Below are 18,202 nucleotides of genomic sequence, written 5' to 3'. Positions count from 1 at the left end.
AGGGAGTGGCGGCAGCCGTACTTGTTGTCGAACTTCGACTTCGTCACGGCGTCGTTCACATTGATCGCCGGGAAGAGGAGGTCGCCGGCCTGCTGCATCTCGTACAGGCGGTGGACACCGGTGGTGGTCTCCTCCGTCACGCCGCGGATCTCGGACGCGAGCTGCGTCCACTTCTGCGGGTTCTCGGAGAGGGTGCGGTTGAGGAGACGGAGGATGTAGCCGTACTCCTCGCTGTCCGCCGTCGACGGGTCCGGGGCCGAGCCGGCCTTCTCGAACTCGACGCCCTTGTGGACGAGGAGGGTGGCGTCACCACCGTCGTCGAGGATCATGTTCGGGCCGCCGGTGGGCGTGTTCGGCCAGGTCAGGGCCTGCTCCGTGCACCACCAGTACTCCTCCAGCGTCTCGCCCTTCCAGGCGAACACCGGGACACCGGCGGGGGCGTCGGGGGTGCCGTTCGGGCCGACGGCGATGGCCGCGGCGGCGTGGTCCTGGGTGGAGAAGATGTTGCAGGAGGCCCAGCGGACCTCGGCACCGAGGGCGACCAGGGTCTCGATCAGGACGGCGGTCTGCACGGTCATGTGCAGGGAGCCGGTGATGCGGGCGCCGGCGAGCGGCTGCTGCTCGGCGTACTCGCGGCGGATCGACATCAGGCCGGGCATCTCGTGCTCGGCGAGGGTGATCTCCTTGCGGCCGAAGACGGCCAGGGACAGGTCGGCGACCTTGAAGTCCTGCTGGGTGGCGGCAGTCGTCATGACTGTGCTGCTCCTCATGGATCGGGTTCGAGGGTCGGTTGTGGCGCCTGACACCGCGACATGGGTAGCGGGCACACGAATGCCCGGGTACTCCCGCGGTGCAGTCGTCGGAGGCCCTCTCTCCCTCGGTCGGTCCACGAAGGGACCGCCCGACCGCCATCAGCAGCGACGTCTGGCTGGTCACGAATCTACACCGATCAAGGCGGCGGCCCACAGTCCGCCCGGCATGGGGATTCGGCCGGATCCTGCCTCGACATCGGGTCGGCGTCGGGTCCGGCATCGGGTCGGCGTCGGGCCCTGTGGTCCGGTCATCCGGGGCCTTACGAACTTTTGACAGCGTTGCCATCTGAGGCACGATGCTGGGGAACCAGCCGGGACCCCCAGCGGGGAACCAGTAGCCAGTGCGAGGAGAAGCCTGTGACCAGTCCAGCGAGTGAGGGGCGGAAGGTGAGGCTGCTCGCGGTGACCGCCTGTCCGACCGGAATCGCCCACACCTATATGGCGGCGGAGAAGCTGGCGCAGGCCGCGGAAGCGCTCGGCGTCGAGATCAAGGTGGAGACGCAGGGATCCATCGGGGCCGAGAACGTCCTGACTGACAACGATGTCAACAACGCCGACGGCATCATCATCGCGGCCGACAAGGACGTGGACCGCAGCCGGTTCGTGGGGAAGCGGGTGCTGGCCGCGGGGGTGGCCGAGGGCATCCACCATCCGGAGCGGCTGATCGAGCGGGTGCGGAGTGCGCCCGTTCACGGTGGGCAACCGGAATGCGTCGGAAACGTGCCGTAGGGACAACAGTTTCTGCCCGAACCCGGCGACCGCCGCCGGCTGACCGTACGATCGGCCGCGTCAGGAGCGTCGGTAGGACGGTCGATGACCTTGCAGGCGAGCGCGTCCAGGTACGCGTCGATGCGCTCCGCGTTGCCGCCGAGCGTGGGGGCGAGCCAGCCCGCGGACAGCACCAGTTCGTAGCGGACACGGCCCGCATCCTCGTCCTTGGCGCGGGTCTCGCCCCCAGAGGCGGCGTGCGGTGCGGGCTCCGGGCTGCTCGTACAGGGCGTCGCGGTCGGGCACCCACGGGACTTCGGCAGCGAGGTCCGCCCACGACCCGACAGCGATCACGGTTTCGGGGGCAGCGGTCGGGGCGGTGTGGGTCCAGGCGTCGACCACGGGACGACCTCCGAGAGGAGATCGTCGACCTCGGTGTAGTCGTGCAGCAGCGCCAGGGCCGCGCGGGCTTCCTCCGATGTCTCGTAGGTGTTCACGAAGCCGCCGGCGAGGACTTCTGGTGCTGAGCCAGTGGCTTCGCTGAGGCGCTGATGGCTACAGCAGCTGGCCCTGCGAGGTGACCGTGAATGTGCGGCCGCGGACGGCGAGGCCCGAGGTGTCGCCGGCCGCCCCGCCCTCGTCGGCCCAGGCCAGGAACGCCGTGTCGCCCTCGCCGCCGTCGAAGACCGCTCCGGCGGACAGGTTGCGGCGCTCGGTCGCCGTACCGGTGTCCGCCTTGACCTCCGTACCGATCGGGCCGTGGTCGACGTCGAAGACCCGGGCCCGGACGCTCGGGGCGACGCCCGCGCCGTCGCTCTGGACCCAGGACACGAGGTACTTCCCGTTCGACAGGGTGGCCAGGGCCGGGGACGAGGAGGTGATGCCGGGCGCGTCGGTCGCGGGCACCGCGATCACCTGCTCCGTTCCGTCGACCCCGTACACGCCGGCGTACACCCTGCTCTGGTCGTTCGGGAGAGCCCGGACGTAGGCGAGGGCGAAGTTGCTGCCGAGCACCAGCTGGCCGCCCTCGAAGAAGGGCTGGTGCAGGGCGGTGATGGCCTTCGGGCGGGTGAATCCGGAGAGGTTGGGCCTGACCTCGCCCGTCACCGCCGTGCCGTCGGGCTCGAAGATACGGAAGGCGAGCCGCCCGCCGCCCACTCCTTCGGGGCCGGTGCGCCAGGCGATGACGTAGTTGCCGCCGCCCAGCGTGGTCGCGATGGGGCTCTCGTGGAAGCCGTCGCCGGTGTTGATCTGGAATTCGGCTCCGACCGGCGCTCCGTCGGGGCCGAAACGCCGCGCCCGGATGCGGTGGTCGAAGCGCGAGTCGATCCAGGCCACGACGAAACCGTCGCTCACGTTGGTCAGGGCTGGGTGGTACATGGGGTCGATCTCGTGGCTGCTGACCTTGATCTCGTCGCCGACTCTGTTTCTGGTCTGGCCGAACCGCTGGACCTTCACGTAGTGCTGACCGGGTGTCGTCGGCTCTTCGATCCAGGCGACCACCGGACCGAAGGGGGTGTTCGTGGCGGTCGGGCGCGTGCGCCGCACCGGGTTCCGGGCAGTCCCGTTGACGACGAATTCGGAGCCCGTGGGGGTTCCGTTCGCCTGGTAGGCATGGCCCCTGATGGTGCCGTCGTTCTGGTCGCTCCAGCAGATCAGATAGTGGGTGCCGAAGAGGTCGGCGACCGTGGGGTGCTGCTGGCTGCCTGCCGTGCTGGTGTTGATGAGGATCTCGGACATGAGCACCTGCCTCCGTGGTTGAGTCGCGAAGAGTGATGGCGTTGACGCAGGTCAGGGCGGCACGTAGGCCAGGTGCGCGGCGTGTCGTTGACGACTGAAGTGGTTTTGCAGTCACGGAAGGTGACGGGGTGTCGGTGAGAGAGCGATGCACCTTCGGTGACAGCAATCCTGCTCACATCGCCTCGGAGAACGAGGTCGGGGCAGCTCGCGGGTGACAACTTCCGTGCTCAGCCACATCAAAAGTGGCCCGTCGGTGCGCCTACCGCGGTCTGGCCGTCGTCGACGAGCTGCACTCGGAACGGCCCACGGCGGGGAGCTACAGGCAGGCGTCCCGCCCCCAGGTCTGTCAGCAGGGCGGTCGGGTCGCTGTCGAGGCTCACCGTATAGGGCTTGCGGTCGAGTTGCGCCCGGATGAGGCCGCAGTCGAGCTCGAGTACATCGCTCAGCCACGGGACCGCCGGGCGGATGAGGCGCAGGTAGTCCGCGAACTCAAACGCCTCTTGCGAGGCGAAGAGGCGCGGGGGGTGGGCGCGCGTGTAGGCCTCGAGGAGTTCACGCACCCTGGCATCGCCAAGGGTGAGAAGCAGCAGTCGCAGCGTATAGCGGAGGGTGCCGGTCAAGGCGCTGCCGCGGAACTCGGTGATGAGTTCACGAAGCAGTCCGATGCCGGGGTCGGTCGACAGTTGCCGTGCCAGTGGGGTATTTGTGTCGCGCTCGATCGCCAAGTTGCCAAGAGCGTGCTCCCACTCCAGCGGTGTCGGCGTGTCCTCGCCACAGCTGCCGCCCGAGTCGCCCGCCAGACGCGGAGTGGGCAAAGGAGGCAGCAGAGCCCCGGGGGTGACCGGCCACATCGAGCGTACCCGGTTCAGCAGCTCACGGACGGCCTGCGTGTCGAGTTGCGGTACGGCTGATGGAGTCACCTCGTACAGGACCGCTCGGAGCGACGGCAGGCGGGGCAGGATTCGTTCGGCGAGGGACAGCAGGGCGTCGTCGGGCAGGCCACTGTGGGCGTCCAGCCAGTAGCCGCGATGCGCGAGGCCGCCGGCGAGATGGACCTCCCAGACTCGCTCCAGCGGCAGAGCGGCGAGCAGCTCGTCCACGCTGCAACGGCCGTTTCGTTCGTTGGCGAGGACGTTGTGCAGATCGAGCAGCAGGCCACAGCCGCTTCCTTCGACCACGCGGGAGATGAACTCGCCGTCCGGGAGCTCATTCGGGCGCTGTTGGAGGTAGTTGGCGCCGATCTCCACCGCAAGCGGCACGGGGAGCGCGTCTGCCATTGCTCGGATCGACCGGATGCCGTACTGGACACCGCTGGACGTCTGGCATGGCGGAAGCATGAAGCCGGTGTGGAAGCCGTTTTCCTTACCTCCGACTTGGTTGAACGCCAGGTGCTCACTCACCCACGGCGTGGCAAGCCGCTCGGCGAGCTCCCCGAAGAGTGCGATGTGGCGGCGGTCGGGCAGTTGGCAACCCCCGACGGGGTTGCCAACTCCGTGCAGCAGCCTGGCGCCCGGCAGATCCGCCAGCCGGCGCAGCGCCTCTTCATCGGTCGAAATCACGCCGTCTGTCCGCAACCGCCAGAGGGTCTGCGGTTCGATCTCGACGACATCCAACAGGTCGGCGCATGCGTCGAGGATCCTGTCGAGGCCGGATACGTAGGTGAGCCCCACACCGAGCCGCCTCATGGCCCGCTAACCACCGAAGGACACATCGAACCCCTGCTGCACTTGGCCGGCCGGGTTGACGACGAAGTCCGTGGCGATCTTGATGCGCAGATCACGCCCCGAATGGCAGGTGGGACACCCCAGCTGCGTCATCACATCCTTGATCACGCCCTGCATCTGATCGAGATTGTTCGCCACCGACACCGGCACGGTGATGTTGACGGGCCGCCACGGATCGGGCAAAGGTCCTCTGACTGTCTCGTTCGACATGTCCAATCCTTCCGTTCTGGCCGCAGCCGGCTCCAATGGAGCTCATGCGCATGCGCCCCTCGTATGGTCATCATGCGACACGTCGTCACGCTCGGTGATGAGGCGCGCCTGAGTGCCGTCGGAGAGTGACCAATCACCCGGTCGCCTCACAGTGTCGGCCCTGGACTCCTAGCTCGGACACCAGCGGCAAAGTAGCGGTCAGGGCTTCGTAACCGCGGTCTTCTTCGGCTGCCGGGGCACGGTCTTGGTCTTGTCGAGGTGCCCGTACACCGTCGACCGGGGCACGCCGAACAGGTCGGCGATCTGCTGGACGGTCTTCTCGCGAGCGTCGTAGAGCTGCTGGGCGAGCGCGGCCTGGTCCTCGGTGAGTTTGGGCCGGCGTCCGCCGACCCGGCCGCGGGCCCGCGCGGAGGCGAGCCCATCGTTGGTGTTCGCCACGATCAGCTCCCGCTGGAGCTCGGCGAGCACGGACAGCATCCCGAACATCGCACGGCCCTCCATCGTGGAGGTGTCGATGCCCTGCTCGATGACGTGCAGCCCGATGCCGCGCTCGCGCAGTTCGGCGCCGAGGGTCACCAGGTGCAGCACGGAGCGGGAGAGCCGGTCGAGCCGGGTGACCTTCAATGTGTCGCCCTCGCGTAGCAGCTGCATGACGAGGTCCAGCTTTGGGCGGGATGCCTTCGCGCCGCTCGCGGCGTCGACGTGGATGTTGTCGCGGTCGATGCCGGCTCGCAGCAGGGCGTCGATCTGATGATCGGGGTTCTGGTCGGCGGTCGAGACCCGCGCGTAGCCGATGAGCATGTGTCGGAATCTATCGGCCGGACCGTTCTCCGACATTGATTGTCGACGCGAGTTGCCGACACTGCCCACCTGCGGGTTCGTGATCACGGCGCCGAGTGTCGGCAGACGGTCGTTTGCCGACACTTCGCCAGTGAGGCGTCATGCGCCTTGTCGCTCAGGACTTCATTCCGATGCCGTTCGGGTGAAGGCCAGTACCGCGACGGCGCGTCACAGCAAGGAGCCACGGAGCGATCGCACAATGCAACGGCAATCGAACATCTCCACCGAAGTCAGACCCGCCCGTGAGTCCATAGCGAGGGAGCTGATGTGCCCGACACACCAGGAAGCAGCCACTACGTGAGCCGGGGCGTGGACGTCCAGATCACGACGGAGGGCGGCGGGATCGGACTCCAGCTGAACGGCACGCCCATCAAAGTCACCTACGTCAACGGCGAGTATCACAGCCAGCTCGCCAACCAGTTCACCGGCTTCCCGACGATCGACGCGCTCGTTGAGTCCCTGTTGGAGACGGAGGGGAGGACCTGGACCCTCGGTGGCGGGGGTCATGGTGGCGGAGGCCACGGCAGCGGGGGGCCAGGCCACGATCACCACCGGCACGGCGGGGGAGGTAACCGGTGAACATCCGCAAGAACATCTACAACCTGACCCCGCAGGAGCTCGCCGATTTCCAGGCCGCGCTCAACGAGATCAAGGCCGACGGGAGCTACGACGGCTTCATCCGCCGGCACCACCACGCGATGATGACCGCGACCCCCATGACCGGGGAGATCCCGAACGAGGACGTGCGCAATGTCGCACATAGGGGACCGGCGTTTCTCCCCTGGCACCGCTACTTCTGCCGCGAACTGGAACTGCTGCTCCAGAAGAAGAAGCCGAACGTCACCCTCCCATACTGGGACTGGTCCGCCGACGAGGCGAACCCTGCCGCGGCAAAGCTGTGGAACACGAACCCGGCCGCCGGACCGGTGTACGTGGGCGGCGACGGCGACGGCCCCAACAACGAGGTGACCACGGGGCCCTTCGCTGGCTGGACCGCTCTGTTCAAGAACGCGGCGGGCGCCCTCGTACCCCGGCCAGGCGGGATCCAGCGGAACCTGGGAAACAGTCCCGCGTTCCCAACCGCGGCTCAGGTGGAAGACGCCATCCTGAACTGGACGGTCTACGACAAGACCCCCTGGGATCTGAGCAGTGACGACGGCTTCCGCAATCGTCTGGAGGGCTGGCTTGCCGTGCCCCCCGAGAGCGGCTCGCAGCTGCACAACCGGGTTCACGTGTGGGTCGGCGGGGACATGGGCCCCGGCACCTCGCCCAACGATCCCGTCTTCTTCCTCCACCACTGCAATGTCGACCGCCTATGGGCCCGCTGGCAGCACACGCATGCGGCCCCGTACCTTCCGGCAAGCGGCGGTCCCGCCGGGCACAACCTCGGCGACCAGATCCAGCACCTCACCACCGTCGACCCGACGCCCGCCCGCTCGCTCGACTACCGGCGCACCCTCGGCTTCATCTACGACACGGACCCACCGCTGGTCGAGGCGGTCTCCCTCACGGTGAACTTCCACGACGTCCCGACGCTGGAAACCACCTGGCAGGCGGCCGTCTTCCGGATCCGGGCCGGCTCGCCGGTCACCCTTGAGGTCGTGCCCGGCAGCGGACCGGCCGCGCCTTACGCACTCACCTCACTGGGCGGGTCGGTGACCCATACGCCGGTGGTGGACAACGCGCACTTCGACTTGGCCCGGGTCTGGTTCGCCTTCACCGGCGCGGCGGCTCCGGGGGCGGCCGCCAACGGCGGCGTAAAGATCCGCTGTGTGGAGACCGGCGAGGTCTTCGACTTCGTCCTTACGGCCAACACGGTCCAGCGGCCGACCACCGGGGTCGCCTTCGCCCTGGACAAGTCCGGCAGCATGAGCCTGCCGGCGGGTACCGGCCCCACCCGTATGCAGGTACTGCACGAGGCAGCCTCACGGTGCGTCGAGCTGATCCGCGACGCCTCCGGGGCGGGGATGGTGAGCTTCGACCAGGACGCGCATTCCGGGGTGAAACTCGCGCCCTTCGGACCCCTACTCAGCCAGCGCGCCGACGTACTGGCGGCGGTCAACGGCCTGGCACCCGGCGGCAGTACCTCCATCGGGGACGGAGTGGAAGCCGCCCACCAGCTCTTGGCGGCGAACGGCAGCTCCTTCACCGACTCGGCGATCGTCGTGCTTACCGACGGTCTGGAGAACCAGCCGAAGTTCCTCGACGAGGTCAGCGGCCTGATCGACGCACGGACGTTCGCCATCGGCCTGGGCGCCGCACAGCAGGTCAGCGCCCCGGCGCTGACCAAGCTGACGAACGGGACCGGCGGCTATCTGCTGCTCACCGACGCGCTCGGCACCGACACCGACAGCTATTTCCGGCTGTCCAAGTACTTCCAGCAGATCCTCGTCTCGGCCACCAACGACAGCGTGGTGACCGACCCGTCGGGGGTCATCGCCGCCGGGGAGGAGGTCCGGGTCCCGTTCCGGCTCACCGAGGCGGACATCGAGGCGACCGTCACCCTCCTGGTGGACGTACCGGCGGTGGACCTCGTGCTGGAGACGCCAGCGGGCGAGCTGATCTCCGAAGCCGATCTCGCCTCGCTCGGCGCGACCGTCGAGCGCGGCACCAACATGACTTTCTGCCGCTTCGGGTTGCCCCTGCCCGTGGGGGCCGGTGCCCATGGTGGGACCTGGCAGGTGCGGCTACGCGTCGACGAGGACGCTCTCCGCGAGGAGATCGCCAGGCTCAGGGCGGCGCTCGAGGAGGATCCGGCACGCGGTACCGATCTGGAACGGCTGATGGCCCACGGTCCGCGCTATAGCGTCTCCGTCAGCTCCTGGAGCAATCTGCGTTTCGGCGCCCGAGTCACCCAGTCAAGCATGGAACCGGGCGCCACCCTCCGCATCGACGCCGTACTAACCGAGTATGGCTTGCCGGTCGAAGGCCGCGCAGAGGTGATGGCGGAGGTGACGCGTCCCGACGGTGTCCTGATGCGCGTACCGCTCGACGAGGAGTTGCCTGGTGCCTTCGCGGGTGAGCTCACGGCGGCGATGACAGGCGTCTGGCGGGCCCGGATCCGGGCCCGCGGGCACACGCATGGACAGGCAAGGTTCACCAGGGAACAGCAGCTCAGCGCCGCCGTGGTGATGGGCGGCAACGAGCCGCCGGGGCATGTGCTGGGTTCCGACGAGATCGAGAACCGCTGAACCACGCCTGACCGAGCTACCAGCTGCGGGTCATCTGCCCTTCCGTGTAGCTGGCGCCGTGCTTGACTGACACCCGTTGTCTGTACGCCGATGCCCGGCCTTCTAGGTGAAGACCGGGCATCGACAGCTCAGCGTCGGTCCGCACGCGACCACGGTCTTCATGAGGCTCAGCACACAGCACTGCGACGGGCTGGGAACCGACAGTGAAGCGAACTGCCTGACCGGCGACGAGTTCCACTACGCCGGAGGCGGTCACGCGGGTCACGCGGCCATCCGTAGCCGGCCGATCGCCTGTCCCTCGGGCGGCTCCATGTCCAGGTGCCAGACACCGAAGCGGCGGATCTTGCTGGTGATGTACGGGGTGACGGTGGCCAAGTCCGCCGGATCGACCTCCCAGCCCTCGTCAGTCAGGTCGTTGACCACCTGCGTGATGTCTACCGCGGTATGAAAAATGAGGCAGTTCGCGAGCAGCTCGTTGAACTTGATGAGCTTCTCCTGGTACTCCGGGTCGTTGTCCCGCAGTTCTTCCCCCGCAAACCGCAGCCAGGCGGAGAACTTGTGGAACGCTTCGACCTTGTTCGTCATCGACTGGATCGACTCCCGCAGATCCGGTTCCGACAGGAAGCGCAGGAGCACGATGGTGCGCATCACGCGGCCCAGCTCGCGGAACGCCTGGTAGATGCGGTTGCGGCGGGACTCGTTCCCCAGCCTGCGCAGCAGGGCGGCCGAGGACAGGCGGCCTTCGCGGATGGAGAGGACCACCCGCATGAGGTCGGGCCAGTGATTCTCGATCAGCTTCCAGTCGATGACGTCCTTGTCGGGATCGCCGAACAGCGGGTCGATGTGCTTGTACTTCACGGTGGAACTGGGCCGGTAGAACACCAGGTCCTTCCAGTTGCGGATACGCGGGAGCAGTTCGATGCCGAGCATGTGTGCGAGTCCGAAGACAGGCAGGCTCTGGCCTTGCGTATCTCCGTGAACGATGTCCACGGTCACCTCCGACTCGTTCTTCAGCAGACCCTCGAACAGGTACACGGCCTCCCACACGCCGCACGGGATGAAGTGGGAAAAGAGGGCGATGTAGGTGTCGGAGATGTGCCGGTAGGCGATGCCGCCGTAGCCGCCGTACCGGATGGAGGTCTCGGCGAGGAGGTTGTTCTCCCAGGTGTCGATCTGGGAGCCGTCGACCCCGGCCTTGGAGACGTCGCCCCATACGTGCGCGAGGTCGAGCTGGATGAACATGTCGATCACGTCCGCTGACGCCATGTTCAGCTTGTCGGTGGTGATGTGCTGGTTGCCCGCCAGCGACAGCTCGTGCACCGACACCCTCTGCCGCATGTGCCGGGCCACCTGCGCGGGGCCCGCGTTCGTCCCGTAACAGAAGACCGTCAGGACGTAGCGGGCGAGCTTGTCGCGGATCTTCGGGTCCGATCCGGAGGCCGGTCCGAAGTGCCGCCACCAGCTGAGCCAGTACGCCGTGCGCGCGAGCACGTCCAGCAGGCTCCACTCCGGCAGCCGCCTCAAGATCTCCCGCTCCAGGTCCTGCGCCGAGGTCTTGCGGTCCTTCCCCCGGCGCGGAGAGAGCACGATCTTCCCGGAGTCCTTGTCGACGGTCAGGTCCGCGTTGTCCGGGTAGCCCGCGTCCACCTTGGCCGCCACCGCCGTCAGCTTCGCCTTGAGTGCGGCCGTGAACGCCGCAGCCGTCGCGGGCAGACCGGCTTCCTCGCAGTACTCCGCCACCAGCGGCTCGCACTCCTCCCAGTTCAGCAGCTGCTCGTGGAGGTTGGCGTACGACTCCGACCCGATCACCGCCACGTCGCCGGTCCGCAGCTCGTGCGTCAGATAGGACAGGGTGCACACCTCGAAGTGCCGCCGGTTGATCAGATGCGGACGACGCTTGTCGAACAGGATGCGCTTCCACATCTGCGAGGCGAAGTCAGCGGACACCGTCCGCATCTCCTCGGTGCCGTCCTCCTTGGTGACGGTGTACGTCAGGGGCACCCACGGGCCGCTGCGGTGCCGCATGGCCTGGCAGAACTCCACCGCCTGCAACACCGTGTCGTCAGTGGAGGTGGCCACCATCTGAAGGATCTCGGTCAGGTCCAGCAGAACCTTGCGGTGGCTCTTGAAGTGCCGCCACAGCAGCGGCGCGTAGTTGTCACCGTGGTGGGCGGAGACCAGCTCGTGGTCCTCGGACAACTTCGCCAGCCCGCCGGCCTTCTCCAGCTTGACCAGCACCGCCTCGCCGCACTCCTTGTGCACCTTGTCCCGCCCCCGGATGGTGGTCGGCAAGGTCACCGACTCGCCGTCGAAGCCCACCGCGTCCTTGGCCGCCTCCAGCACCTCGCCCAGCACGGCGAGCAGCCGCTCGGACTCCTCACGGTGCCGCTCGCGGATCTTCTCCAGATCCTCCTTGGCCTTCTTCGTGATCGCCCCCATCCGCCGGCACAGCATCGTCACCAGCTCATCGCGGGCCCGCACCTTCGCGCTGTGCAGCAGACTCGCCAGCAGCGCGAGACGCTTCACTACGCCGACCTTGCCCAACTCGGCGGCGTCCAGCACCTGCGCCTGCCCGGAGAAGTGCGTGACCTTGCCCGGCGGCACCCCCTCCAGCCACATCCCTGTCCGCCCCAGCAACTCCAGACCGTCCAGAAACTTCAGGTGATCACGCAGATGCGAGATGGTCGGGGACTTCGCCGGCCGCTTCAGCTCATCGAACCGGCTGCGGGCCCCCGCATGAACCCGCAGAAGTCCCAGCAGCCGGGCCTTCTCTACCTCGTCCATACGCGCCACGATCTGGGCAAAGAAGTCTTCGTTCACCTCGGAACGGATCGCTGCGGCCATCTCGTCCAGCGTGGTGTAGCCGGGCAGCTCCAACCTCGCCTTGACCAGCTTCTCCAGCGCCACATTGATCAGGTCGGCCGGATTATCCTTCGTCTGGACTGCCTCCCAGATCGCCTTCCCGGCGACCTCCCGGGCCTGCTCGGGGTCGTAGACCACGCCGAGCCGCTCACGTACGAAATCCCGCTGACGCGCAGCCGTACGCGTCGAATCGTGCCGTGGCTCCACATCGTCGCCCAGCTCCAGCAGGCCACGCACATGGTCGACCACCAGCTTCGGCACATCACCCAGATCAGGGAAGTAGCCGAGCTTCTGGTAGCTCTTCAACAACACCACCAGCGCCAGCAGGTGTTCCGGAGACCGGGCCTTCCCCCGGGCCCACATCACCTCGGCAGTGCCCGGCGTGAACGCCTGGTGCAACTCGCGGGAAGTCATCGTGCGCTTGAACCGCGGGTACGCGGTACGTTCCACCGAAGCCATGCCCCGCATCCTCCCGAGCCGACACCCGGACAGAGCACACGAAGCCGACCGCGACCAGACGCATCACAGGCCCGTGACCAGGGAAGAACCGCCCCTGACGGCCCCTGCTGAAGCAGCGGAGGAGCGCCCAGACGGGTGACCCGCCAGCAAGTTCACGGCCCCAGACCACCGGCGCCAACGCGGTGCGGCACGTTTCCGGCGTATTCCGGCTGCCCTCCTTCACCAGCCGGGGAACGGGGACGAAGCCGCCACCGAGTCGGCGAGCGGCGGCGGTGGCGGCGGTGGGAAGGAACGGAGTGTTGCTTACAAGGCGCTGATGAACGGCGTCTCGTACATGATTCCGTTCGTCGTGGTCGGCGGGCTGCTGATCGCGATCTCGCTCGCGATCGGCGGGCACGCGACCCCCGACGGGCTGGTCATCCCGGAGGACTCCTTCTGGATGGACGTCAACAACATCGGTGTCATCGGCTTCAAGCTGATGGTGCCGATCCTGTCCGGCTACATCGCCTACGCGATCGGTGACCGGCCCGCGCTCGTGCCGGGCATGATCGGCGGCTGGATCGCCGCCGACGGGTCGCTGTACCACTCCGAGGCGGGCGCGGGCTTCATCGGGGCGATCGTGACCGGCTTCCTCGCCGGCTATCTGGTGCTGTGGATCAAGAAGGTCAAGGTCCCGAAGTTCGTCCAGCCGATCATGCCGATCATCGTGATCCCGATCGTGGCGACTACGGCGCTGGGATTGTTCTTCATCTACGTGATCGGGCAGCCGATCTCCTGGGTCTTCGAGCACCTGACGAGCTGGCTCGGTGGGATGACCGGGACCAGCGCGATCCTGCTGGGGGCGATCCTCGGCCTGATGATCGCGTTCGACATGGGCGGGCCGGTCAACAAGACCGCGTTCCTCTTCGGCGCGGGGCTCATCGCGACCGGGAACATGACCGTCATGGGCATGTGCGCCGCGGCCATTCCCGTGATGCCGCTGGGGCAGGGTCTGGCGACGGTTGTTCGGCGCAAGCTCTACTCCGAGCAGGAGCGGGAGACCGGGATGGCCTCGCTCTTCATGGGCATGTTCGGTATCTCGGAGGGTGCGATCCCGTTCGCGGCGGCGCGGCCGGCGCAGGTCATCCCCGCGAACATGCTCGGTGGTGCGGTGGCCGGTGCGATCGCAGGCGTCGCCGGGGTGACGGACGCGGTGCCGCACGGCGGGCCGATCGTGGCGGTACTTGGTGCGGTGGGCGGGGTGCCTATGTTCTTCGTGGCGGTGGCTGTCGGCACGGTGGTTACCGCGCTCACCACGAATGCGTTGATCGATATTCGGGAGCGGAGGAACCGGGGGGCCGTTGTGGCCGTGGTGCCGGCCGGGGTGCCGGAGCCTGTGCTTGTTGGGGTGGGCGGGGGTTCGGGTGGTGGCGTTGTGGCGCCCGTGACCGTGGTGGATTCGGCTTCCGGGGACAGTGCCGTGCTCTCCGGGTATCTGACGGCCTCGACCGTGAAGGTACGGCTGGGCGCCGACAGCAAGGACGCCGCCATCCGCGAGATGGCCTCGATGCTCGACTCGACCGGGAAGGTCGCGGACCTCGACCGGCTCGTGCGGGCGGCGTTCGCGCGTGAGGAGCAGGGCACGACCGGGCTCGGCGAGGAGATCGCCATTCCGCACGCCAAGACCGATGCCGTGACTTCGCCCATCGTCGGATTCGCCCGGTCGGCCGAGGGTGTGGAGTGGGGCTCACTGGACGGGACGAAGGCGCGGTTGATCTTCATGATCACTGTGCCGGAGGCGGCGGCGGGGGATGAGCATCTGCGGATCCTCGCGATGCTGTCTCGGAAGCTGATGGATTCGGGGTTCCGGGAGCGGTTGCTGGGCGCTGCCGATGAGGCGGCGGTGCTGGGGGTGTTGGGGGAGCTTGAGTAGCCGTAGCCAGGGGCCTTAGCCGGAGGCCGTAGCCGGGCGCCGCAGCCGGAGGCCGTAGCCGGGCGCGGTACAGCGAAGGGCCCGGGGTCGTTGTGACCCCGGGCCCTTGTGGTGCGGGTACGAGAAGTCGCGCCGCTCGTCGTGGGGTGTGCCCACCCTCCCCCAAGCTCTCGGCTTCGCTCGAGCAGGGGGGACCCCCATCGCCCTGCGGAACGATTGCCCGCAGCTCAGGCGGACGTCAGTGGCTGGCGCCGCCCGGAGACTTTGCCGGGTTTACGCCTGCTTCGGCTGCTGTTGCGCTGTAGACGTCCGGTTCCAGGTAGATGACTCGGGCGATCGGGACCGCGGCGCGGATGCGATCCTCCGCCGCGTTGATGGCGGCGGCGACCTCCGTGGCCGTGTTGTCGTGCTGGACGGCGATCTTGGCGGCGACGAGGAGTTCCTCCGGGCCGAGGTGGAGCGTGCGCATGTGGATGAGGCGCGTGACGGTCTCGCCGTCGACGACCGCGTCCTCGATCAGCTTCACCTGGTCGACGCCCGCGGACTCGCCGAGCAGAAGCGACTTGGTCTCGGCGGCGAGGACGATCGCGATGAGGATGAGCAGGACACCGATGCAGACGGAGCCGATGCCGTCCCAGATGCCGTCACCCGTGACCAGCGCCAGGCTGACGCCGATGAGGGCGAGGATCAGGCCGACGAGCGCGCCCAGGTCTTCCAGGAGGATGACCGGGAGTTCGGGGGCCTTCGCCCGGCGGACGAACTCCTTCCAGGAGAGCGTGCCGCGGACCGCGTTGGATTCCCTGATGGCCGTGCGGAACGAGAAGGACTCGGCGATGATCGCGAAGACGAGGACGCCTACCGGCCAGTACCAGTCCTCGATGGCGTGGGGTTCCTTGATCTTCTCGTAGCCCTTGTAGACGGCGAACATGCCACCGACGGAGAAGAGCACGATCGAGACGAGGAAGGCGTAGATGTACCGCTCGCGGCCGTAGCCGAAGGGGTGCTGCGGGGTCGCCTCGCGCTGGGCCTTCTTGCCGCCGAGCAGCAGCAGGCCCTGGTTGCCGGAGTCGGCCAGCGAGTGGACGCTCTCGGCCAGCATCGACGACGAACCGCTGAAGAGGAACGCCACGAACTTGGCTACCGCGATCGCGAGATTCGCGGCGAGTGCCGCCACGATCGCCTTGGTTCCGCCTGACGCGCTCATGGGTGTACGTGTTCCTTCCGTCGGTAATCCGGCACTGTTGCCGCCACTCGGCCGGTCATTGTTGCATCAGGCGACGACGGTGGCGCGGAAGACCGTTCCCGTACCGGACAGTTCGGTCGTTTCGCCTGCCGGGATGAAGACCGATTCACCGGCGGTGAGCGTCACTTCGCCCGCCTTCGGGCGGCCCGCCACCGCCAGCAGGATCTGCGGGGTGGTCGCGGTGACGTCCGTGGGGGCCGCGCCCTCCGCCCGTACGAAACGGGAGAGCCGGAACTCGTCGATGGGGGTGTCGTAGACCTCCTCGCCCGTCGGGGAGGCCTCGGGGCGCAGGATGCCCGGCTCGGTCGGTTCGAAGCGGACGATCTTCAGCAGTTCGGGCACGTCGACGTGCTTGGGGGTGAGGCCGCAGCGCAGCACGTTGTCGGAGTTGGCCATGATCTCGACGCCGAGGCCGTCGAGGTACGCGTGCGGCACGCCCGCGCCGAGGAAGAGGGCTTCGCCGGGCTGGAGTTGGACGAAGTTGAGCAGCATCGCCGCGATGACGCCCGGATCGTTCGGGTAGTGGTGGGCGATGGCGGCGTACGGGGCGTGGGCGCCGCCCAGGCGTTCGGCGGCGGCCGCGGCCTCGGTGACGGTGTGCGCCATCTCGGCGGGGTCGGCGGTCAGCAGGGCCGTCAGGACCTCGCGCAGCGCGGCCTCTTCGGGGTGGGCGTGCAGCAGGTCGACGTACGGCTTGAGGGAGTCGACGCCCAGCGCGGAGAGGGCGTCGGCGGCTTCGATCGGGTCGCGGAAGCCACACAGGCCGTTGAACGGCGTGAGGGCGCAGATCAGTTCGGGCTTGTGGTTGGCGTCCTTGTAGTTGCGGTGCGACGCGTCGATCGGGACACCGGCCGCCTCCTCGGCGGCGAAACCGGCCTTCGCCTGCGCGAGGTCGGGGTGGACCTGGAGGGAGAGCGGGGCGCCGGCGGCGAGCAGCTTGAGGAGGAAGGGCAGGCGCGGGCCGAACTTCTCGACGGCCGCCGCGCCCAGTTCGCGTACCGGATCGGCGTCGATGACCTCGTTGAGCGGTCCGCGCTCGGTGTGGGAGGGGGCGCCGGGGTGGGCGCCCATCCACATCTCGGCCTGGGGTTCGCCGGTGGGGGTGGTCCCCAGCAGTTCCGGGATGGCGGTGGTGGAACCCCAGGCGTAGGGGCGGACGGTGTTGACGAGGCGGTCCATGAGCCTTCCAGCTTTCCTCAGTGCGGTGGTGCAGTGCGTGATGGAGGTGGCGGTGGGGGCGTCTGGGACGTGGCGGCGTCGTGACGGGGTGTGGGTGGGTCGTTTATGGCGGGGTGGTTATGCCGGTGGGGCGATTCCTGCCGAGGCCAGGGAGAGGTAGATGGCTGCGAAGTCCGTCACCGCCAGCAGTTCGGCCAGGATCTCCAGGAGTTCGCCCGCCTCGCCGGGATTCTCCTCCGAGGCCAGCGGTTCCAGCTCGCTGATGGCCGTGCCGTGGCTGAGCGCCAGCTCGCGGGCGGCGGGCGCCGCCGTCAGGCCGCCGGCGTCGGCCGGGCGGTCGCGCAGGAGCACGACGCGGGCGCGCAGGGCCTGCTGCTCGTCGACGCGGTCGCGGAAGAAGTCGTCGGGGTCGGCGCCCGCCGCGTAGTCGCCCGCCAGCAGGACGCCGTGGGCCGGCAGGGCCTCCGGCAGTTCGGCGGCGAGCGCGGGCAGGCCGGCGAGCTCGGCCAGGACGGCGGCGAAGCGGCGGCCCACGGGGCCGGCGGCGTCGCCCTCGGTCCAGATCAGCGGCAGCGAGTCGGCGAGCTCGGCGGCGAGCGTCTTGGCCGGGTTGCTGTACGTGGCGATGGCTGGGCCGCAGCGCTCGGCCGTACGGTCCAGGCGGTCGGCGACCTTTTCGAGCGTCGTCGAGGGTGCTTCGAGCAGGCCGACGCGGTCGAGCAGCGCGAGGAGCGGGGTGAACAGGGCCCACAGCGCGCCGGGGCCGGCGGCGAGGGACTCCTCGTACTCCTCGGCGCTCTCGTGCGGGGCCATCGCCATCGGCACGAGCAGGCCGCGGGGCGCGCTGACGGTCTCGGCGAGCGGGGAGGACTTCGGGGCGACGGCGACGACGGTGATGCCGCGGCGGTACGCCTGCTCGGCGAGGAGCGCGAGGCCGGGTTCGGAGCCGTCGATGGTCGGGATCAGGAGCAGGTCGACGGAGCCGGCCCAGCCGGGCAGGGCCCAGCGCAGGGCGCCGGCGGCGGGGGCGACGCCGGTGGGCTGGAGGCGGATGACCGGGGCGGCGGCGCCTGCGAGGGCGCCGACCAGGTCGGCGACGCCGGCGGCGGCGGTGCCGGGGCCCGCTACGAGGACGGCTCGGGGGCGGCCCTCGGGGCTGAGCTCGGAGATGCCGGCTTCGGCGGCGTGCCGGGCCGCGGTCCGCACCCGTGCGCCGGCCTCGGCGGCGCCGCGGAGGAGGCTGCGGCGGTCGGCGAGGGCGAGGGCGTCCGGGGCGTCGAGGAGGGTCTCGTCGAGCATGTGGCCTCCGGGGTACGGGGCGG

General features: G+C 68.6%; 12 protein-coding genes and 2 pseudogenes. 4 read left to right on the top strand and 10 right to left on the bottom strand.

What is annotated here, in order from left to right; all coding sequences use genetic code 11:
• Window positions 1-752, bottom strand: a 752-nt coding sequence (locus tag Q5762_RS23460; RefSeq protein WP_315894176.1) for an adenosylhomocysteinase, incomplete at its 3' end; no start/stop codon positions are given.
• 417 nt (window positions 753-1,169) lie between these two features.
• On the opposite strand from Q5762_RS23460, the pseudogene Q5762_RS23455 reads away from it, so the two are divergent.
• Window positions 1,170-1,511: pseudogene (locus Q5762_RS23455) on the top strand (PTS fructose transporter subunit IIB); the annotation flags it as partial.
• A 359-nt stretch (window positions 1,512-1,870) separates the two neighbouring features.
• On the opposite strand, the gene Q5762_RS23450 reads toward Q5762_RS23455, so the two are convergent.
• The 5 genes from Q5762_RS23450 to Q5762_RS23430 all read right to left on the bottom strand — a co-directional run bounded on the left by Q5762_RS23450 (window position 1,871) and on the right by Q5762_RS23430 (window position 5,995).
• Window positions 1,871-2,017, bottom strand: a complete 147-nt coding sequence (locus tag Q5762_RS23450) for a hypothetical protein (protein ID WP_315894175.1) — start codon at window positions 2,015-2,017, stop codon at window positions 1,871-1,873.
• A gap of 58 nt (window positions 2,018-2,075) precedes the next feature.
• Window positions 2,076-3,260, bottom strand: coding sequence for a hypothetical protein (locus Q5762_RS23445; RefSeq protein ID WP_315894174.1), 1,185 nt, complete (start codon window positions 3,258-3,260; stop codon window positions 2,076-2,078).
• Window positions 3,261-3,496: 236 nt separating this feature from the next.
• Window positions 3,497-4,930, bottom strand: coding sequence for a DUF692 family multinuclear iron-containing protein (locus Q5762_RS23440; RefSeq protein WP_315894173.1), 1,434 nt, complete (start codon window positions 4,928-4,930; stop codon window positions 3,497-3,499).
• Window positions 4,931-4,951: 21 nt separating this feature from the next.
• Window positions 4,952-5,194: a hypothetical protein gene (locus Q5762_RS23435; protein ID WP_315894172.1), complete on the bottom strand. Its 243-nt coding sequence runs from the start codon at window positions 5,192-5,194 to the stop codon at window positions 4,952-4,954.
• A gap of 198 nt (window positions 5,195-5,392) precedes the next feature.
• Window positions 5,393-5,995 carry a recombinase family protein gene (locus tag Q5762_RS23430; protein ID WP_315894171.1) on the bottom strand — a complete coding sequence of 201 codons (603 nt, stop codon included), beginning with the start codon at window positions 5,993-5,995 and terminating at the stop codon, window positions 5,393-5,395.
• Between the two features lie 306 nt (window positions 5,996-6,301).
• Between Q5762_RS23430 and Q5762_RS23425 the strand changes: the two genes are divergently transcribed.
• Both Q5762_RS23425 and Q5762_RS23420 read left to right on the top strand, forming a co-directional pair.
• Entirely contained in the window at window positions 6,302-6,613 is a 312-nt protein-coding gene (locus tag Q5762_RS23425; RefSeq protein ID WP_315894170.1) for a hypothetical protein, read from the top strand.
• Window positions 6,610-9,225: a tyrosinase family protein gene (locus Q5762_RS23420; protein ID WP_315894169.1), complete on the top strand. Its 2,616-nt coding sequence runs from the start codon at window positions 6,610-6,612 to the stop codon at window positions 9,223-9,225. Before Q5762_RS23425 ends, Q5762_RS23420 begins: the two co-directional genes overlap by 4 nt.
• A gap of 261 nt (window positions 9,226-9,486) precedes the next feature.
• Here Q5762_RS23420 and Q5762_RS23415 read toward each other — a convergent pair whose 3' ends face one another.
• On the bottom strand, window positions 9,487-12,546 hold the full coding sequence (locus Q5762_RS23415) for a Tn3 family transposase (protein ID WP_315894168.1): 3,060 nt from the start codon (window positions 12,544-12,546) through the stop codon (window positions 9,487-9,489).
• 199 nt (window positions 12,547-12,745) lie between these two features.
• On the opposite strand from Q5762_RS23415, the pseudogene Q5762_RS23410 reads away from it, so the two are divergent.
• A pseudogene (locus Q5762_RS23410) lies at window positions 12,746-14,458 on the top strand (fructose-specific PTS transporter subunit EIIC); the annotation flags it as partial.
• 238 nt (window positions 14,459-14,696) lie between these two features.
• On the opposite strand, the gene Q5762_RS23405 reads toward Q5762_RS23410, so the two are convergent.
• The 3 genes from Q5762_RS23405 to Q5762_RS23395 form a co-directional block, all read right to left on the bottom strand.
• A complete protein-coding gene (locus Q5762_RS23405) occupies window positions 14,697-15,662 on the bottom strand; it encodes a cation transporter (RefSeq protein WP_315894167.1) in 966 nt (321 codons plus the stop codon).
• 66 nt (window positions 15,663-15,728) lie between these two features.
• Window positions 15,729-16,880: a mannose-6-phosphate isomerase, class I gene (gene manA, locus Q5762_RS23400; RefSeq protein ID WP_315894166.1), complete on the bottom strand. Its 1,152-nt coding sequence runs from the start codon at window positions 16,878-16,880 to the stop codon at window positions 15,729-15,731.
• 117 nt (window positions 16,881-16,997) lie between these two features.
• Window positions 16,998-18,179: an SIS domain-containing protein gene (locus Q5762_RS23395; RefSeq protein ID WP_315894165.1), complete on the bottom strand. Its 1,182-nt coding sequence runs from the start codon at window positions 18,177-18,179 to the stop codon at window positions 16,998-17,000.
• Window positions 18,180-18,202: the final 23 nt, after the last annotated feature.

The organism is Streptomyces sp. P9(2023) (genome assembly GCF_032436795.1).
In the GTDB taxonomy this organism is placed as follows: domain Bacteria; phylum Actinomycetota; class Actinomycetes; order Streptomycetales; family Streptomycetaceae; genus Streptomyces.
The sequence above is the reverse complement of the archived record's forward strand: the minus strand, read 5'-3'. Positions and strand labels throughout refer to the sequence as shown.

Bases quoted from the DNA above. Each gene is read 5' to 3' on its own strand.
- Q5762_RS23445 (WP_315894174.1), bottom strand. From the start codon at position 3,260: ATGTCCGAGATCCTCATCAACACCAGCACGGCAGGCAGCCAGCAGCAC.
- Q5762_RS23435 (WP_315894172.1), bottom strand. From the start codon at position 5,194: ATGTCGAACGAGACAGTCAGAGGACCTTTGCCCGATCCGTGGCGGCCC.
- Q5762_RS23430 (WP_315894171.1), bottom strand. From the start codon at position 5,995: ATGCTCATCGGCTACGCGCGGGTCTCGACCGCCGACCAGAACCCCGAT.
- Q5762_RS23415 (WP_315894168.1), bottom strand. From the start codon at position 12,546: ATGGCTTCGGTGGAACGTACCGCGTACCCGCGGTTCAAGCGCACGATG.
- Q5762_RS23405 (WP_315894167.1), bottom strand. From the start codon at position 15,662: ATGAGCGCGTCAGGCGGAACCAAGGCGATCGTGGCGGCACTCGCCGCG.
- manA (WP_315894166.1), bottom strand. From the start codon at position 16,880: ATGGACCGCCTCGTCAACACCGTCCGCCCCTACGCCTGGGGTTCCACC.
- Q5762_RS23395 (WP_315894165.1), bottom strand. From the start codon at position 18,179: ATGCTCGACGAGACCCTCCTCGACGCCCCGGACGCCCTCGCCCTCGCC.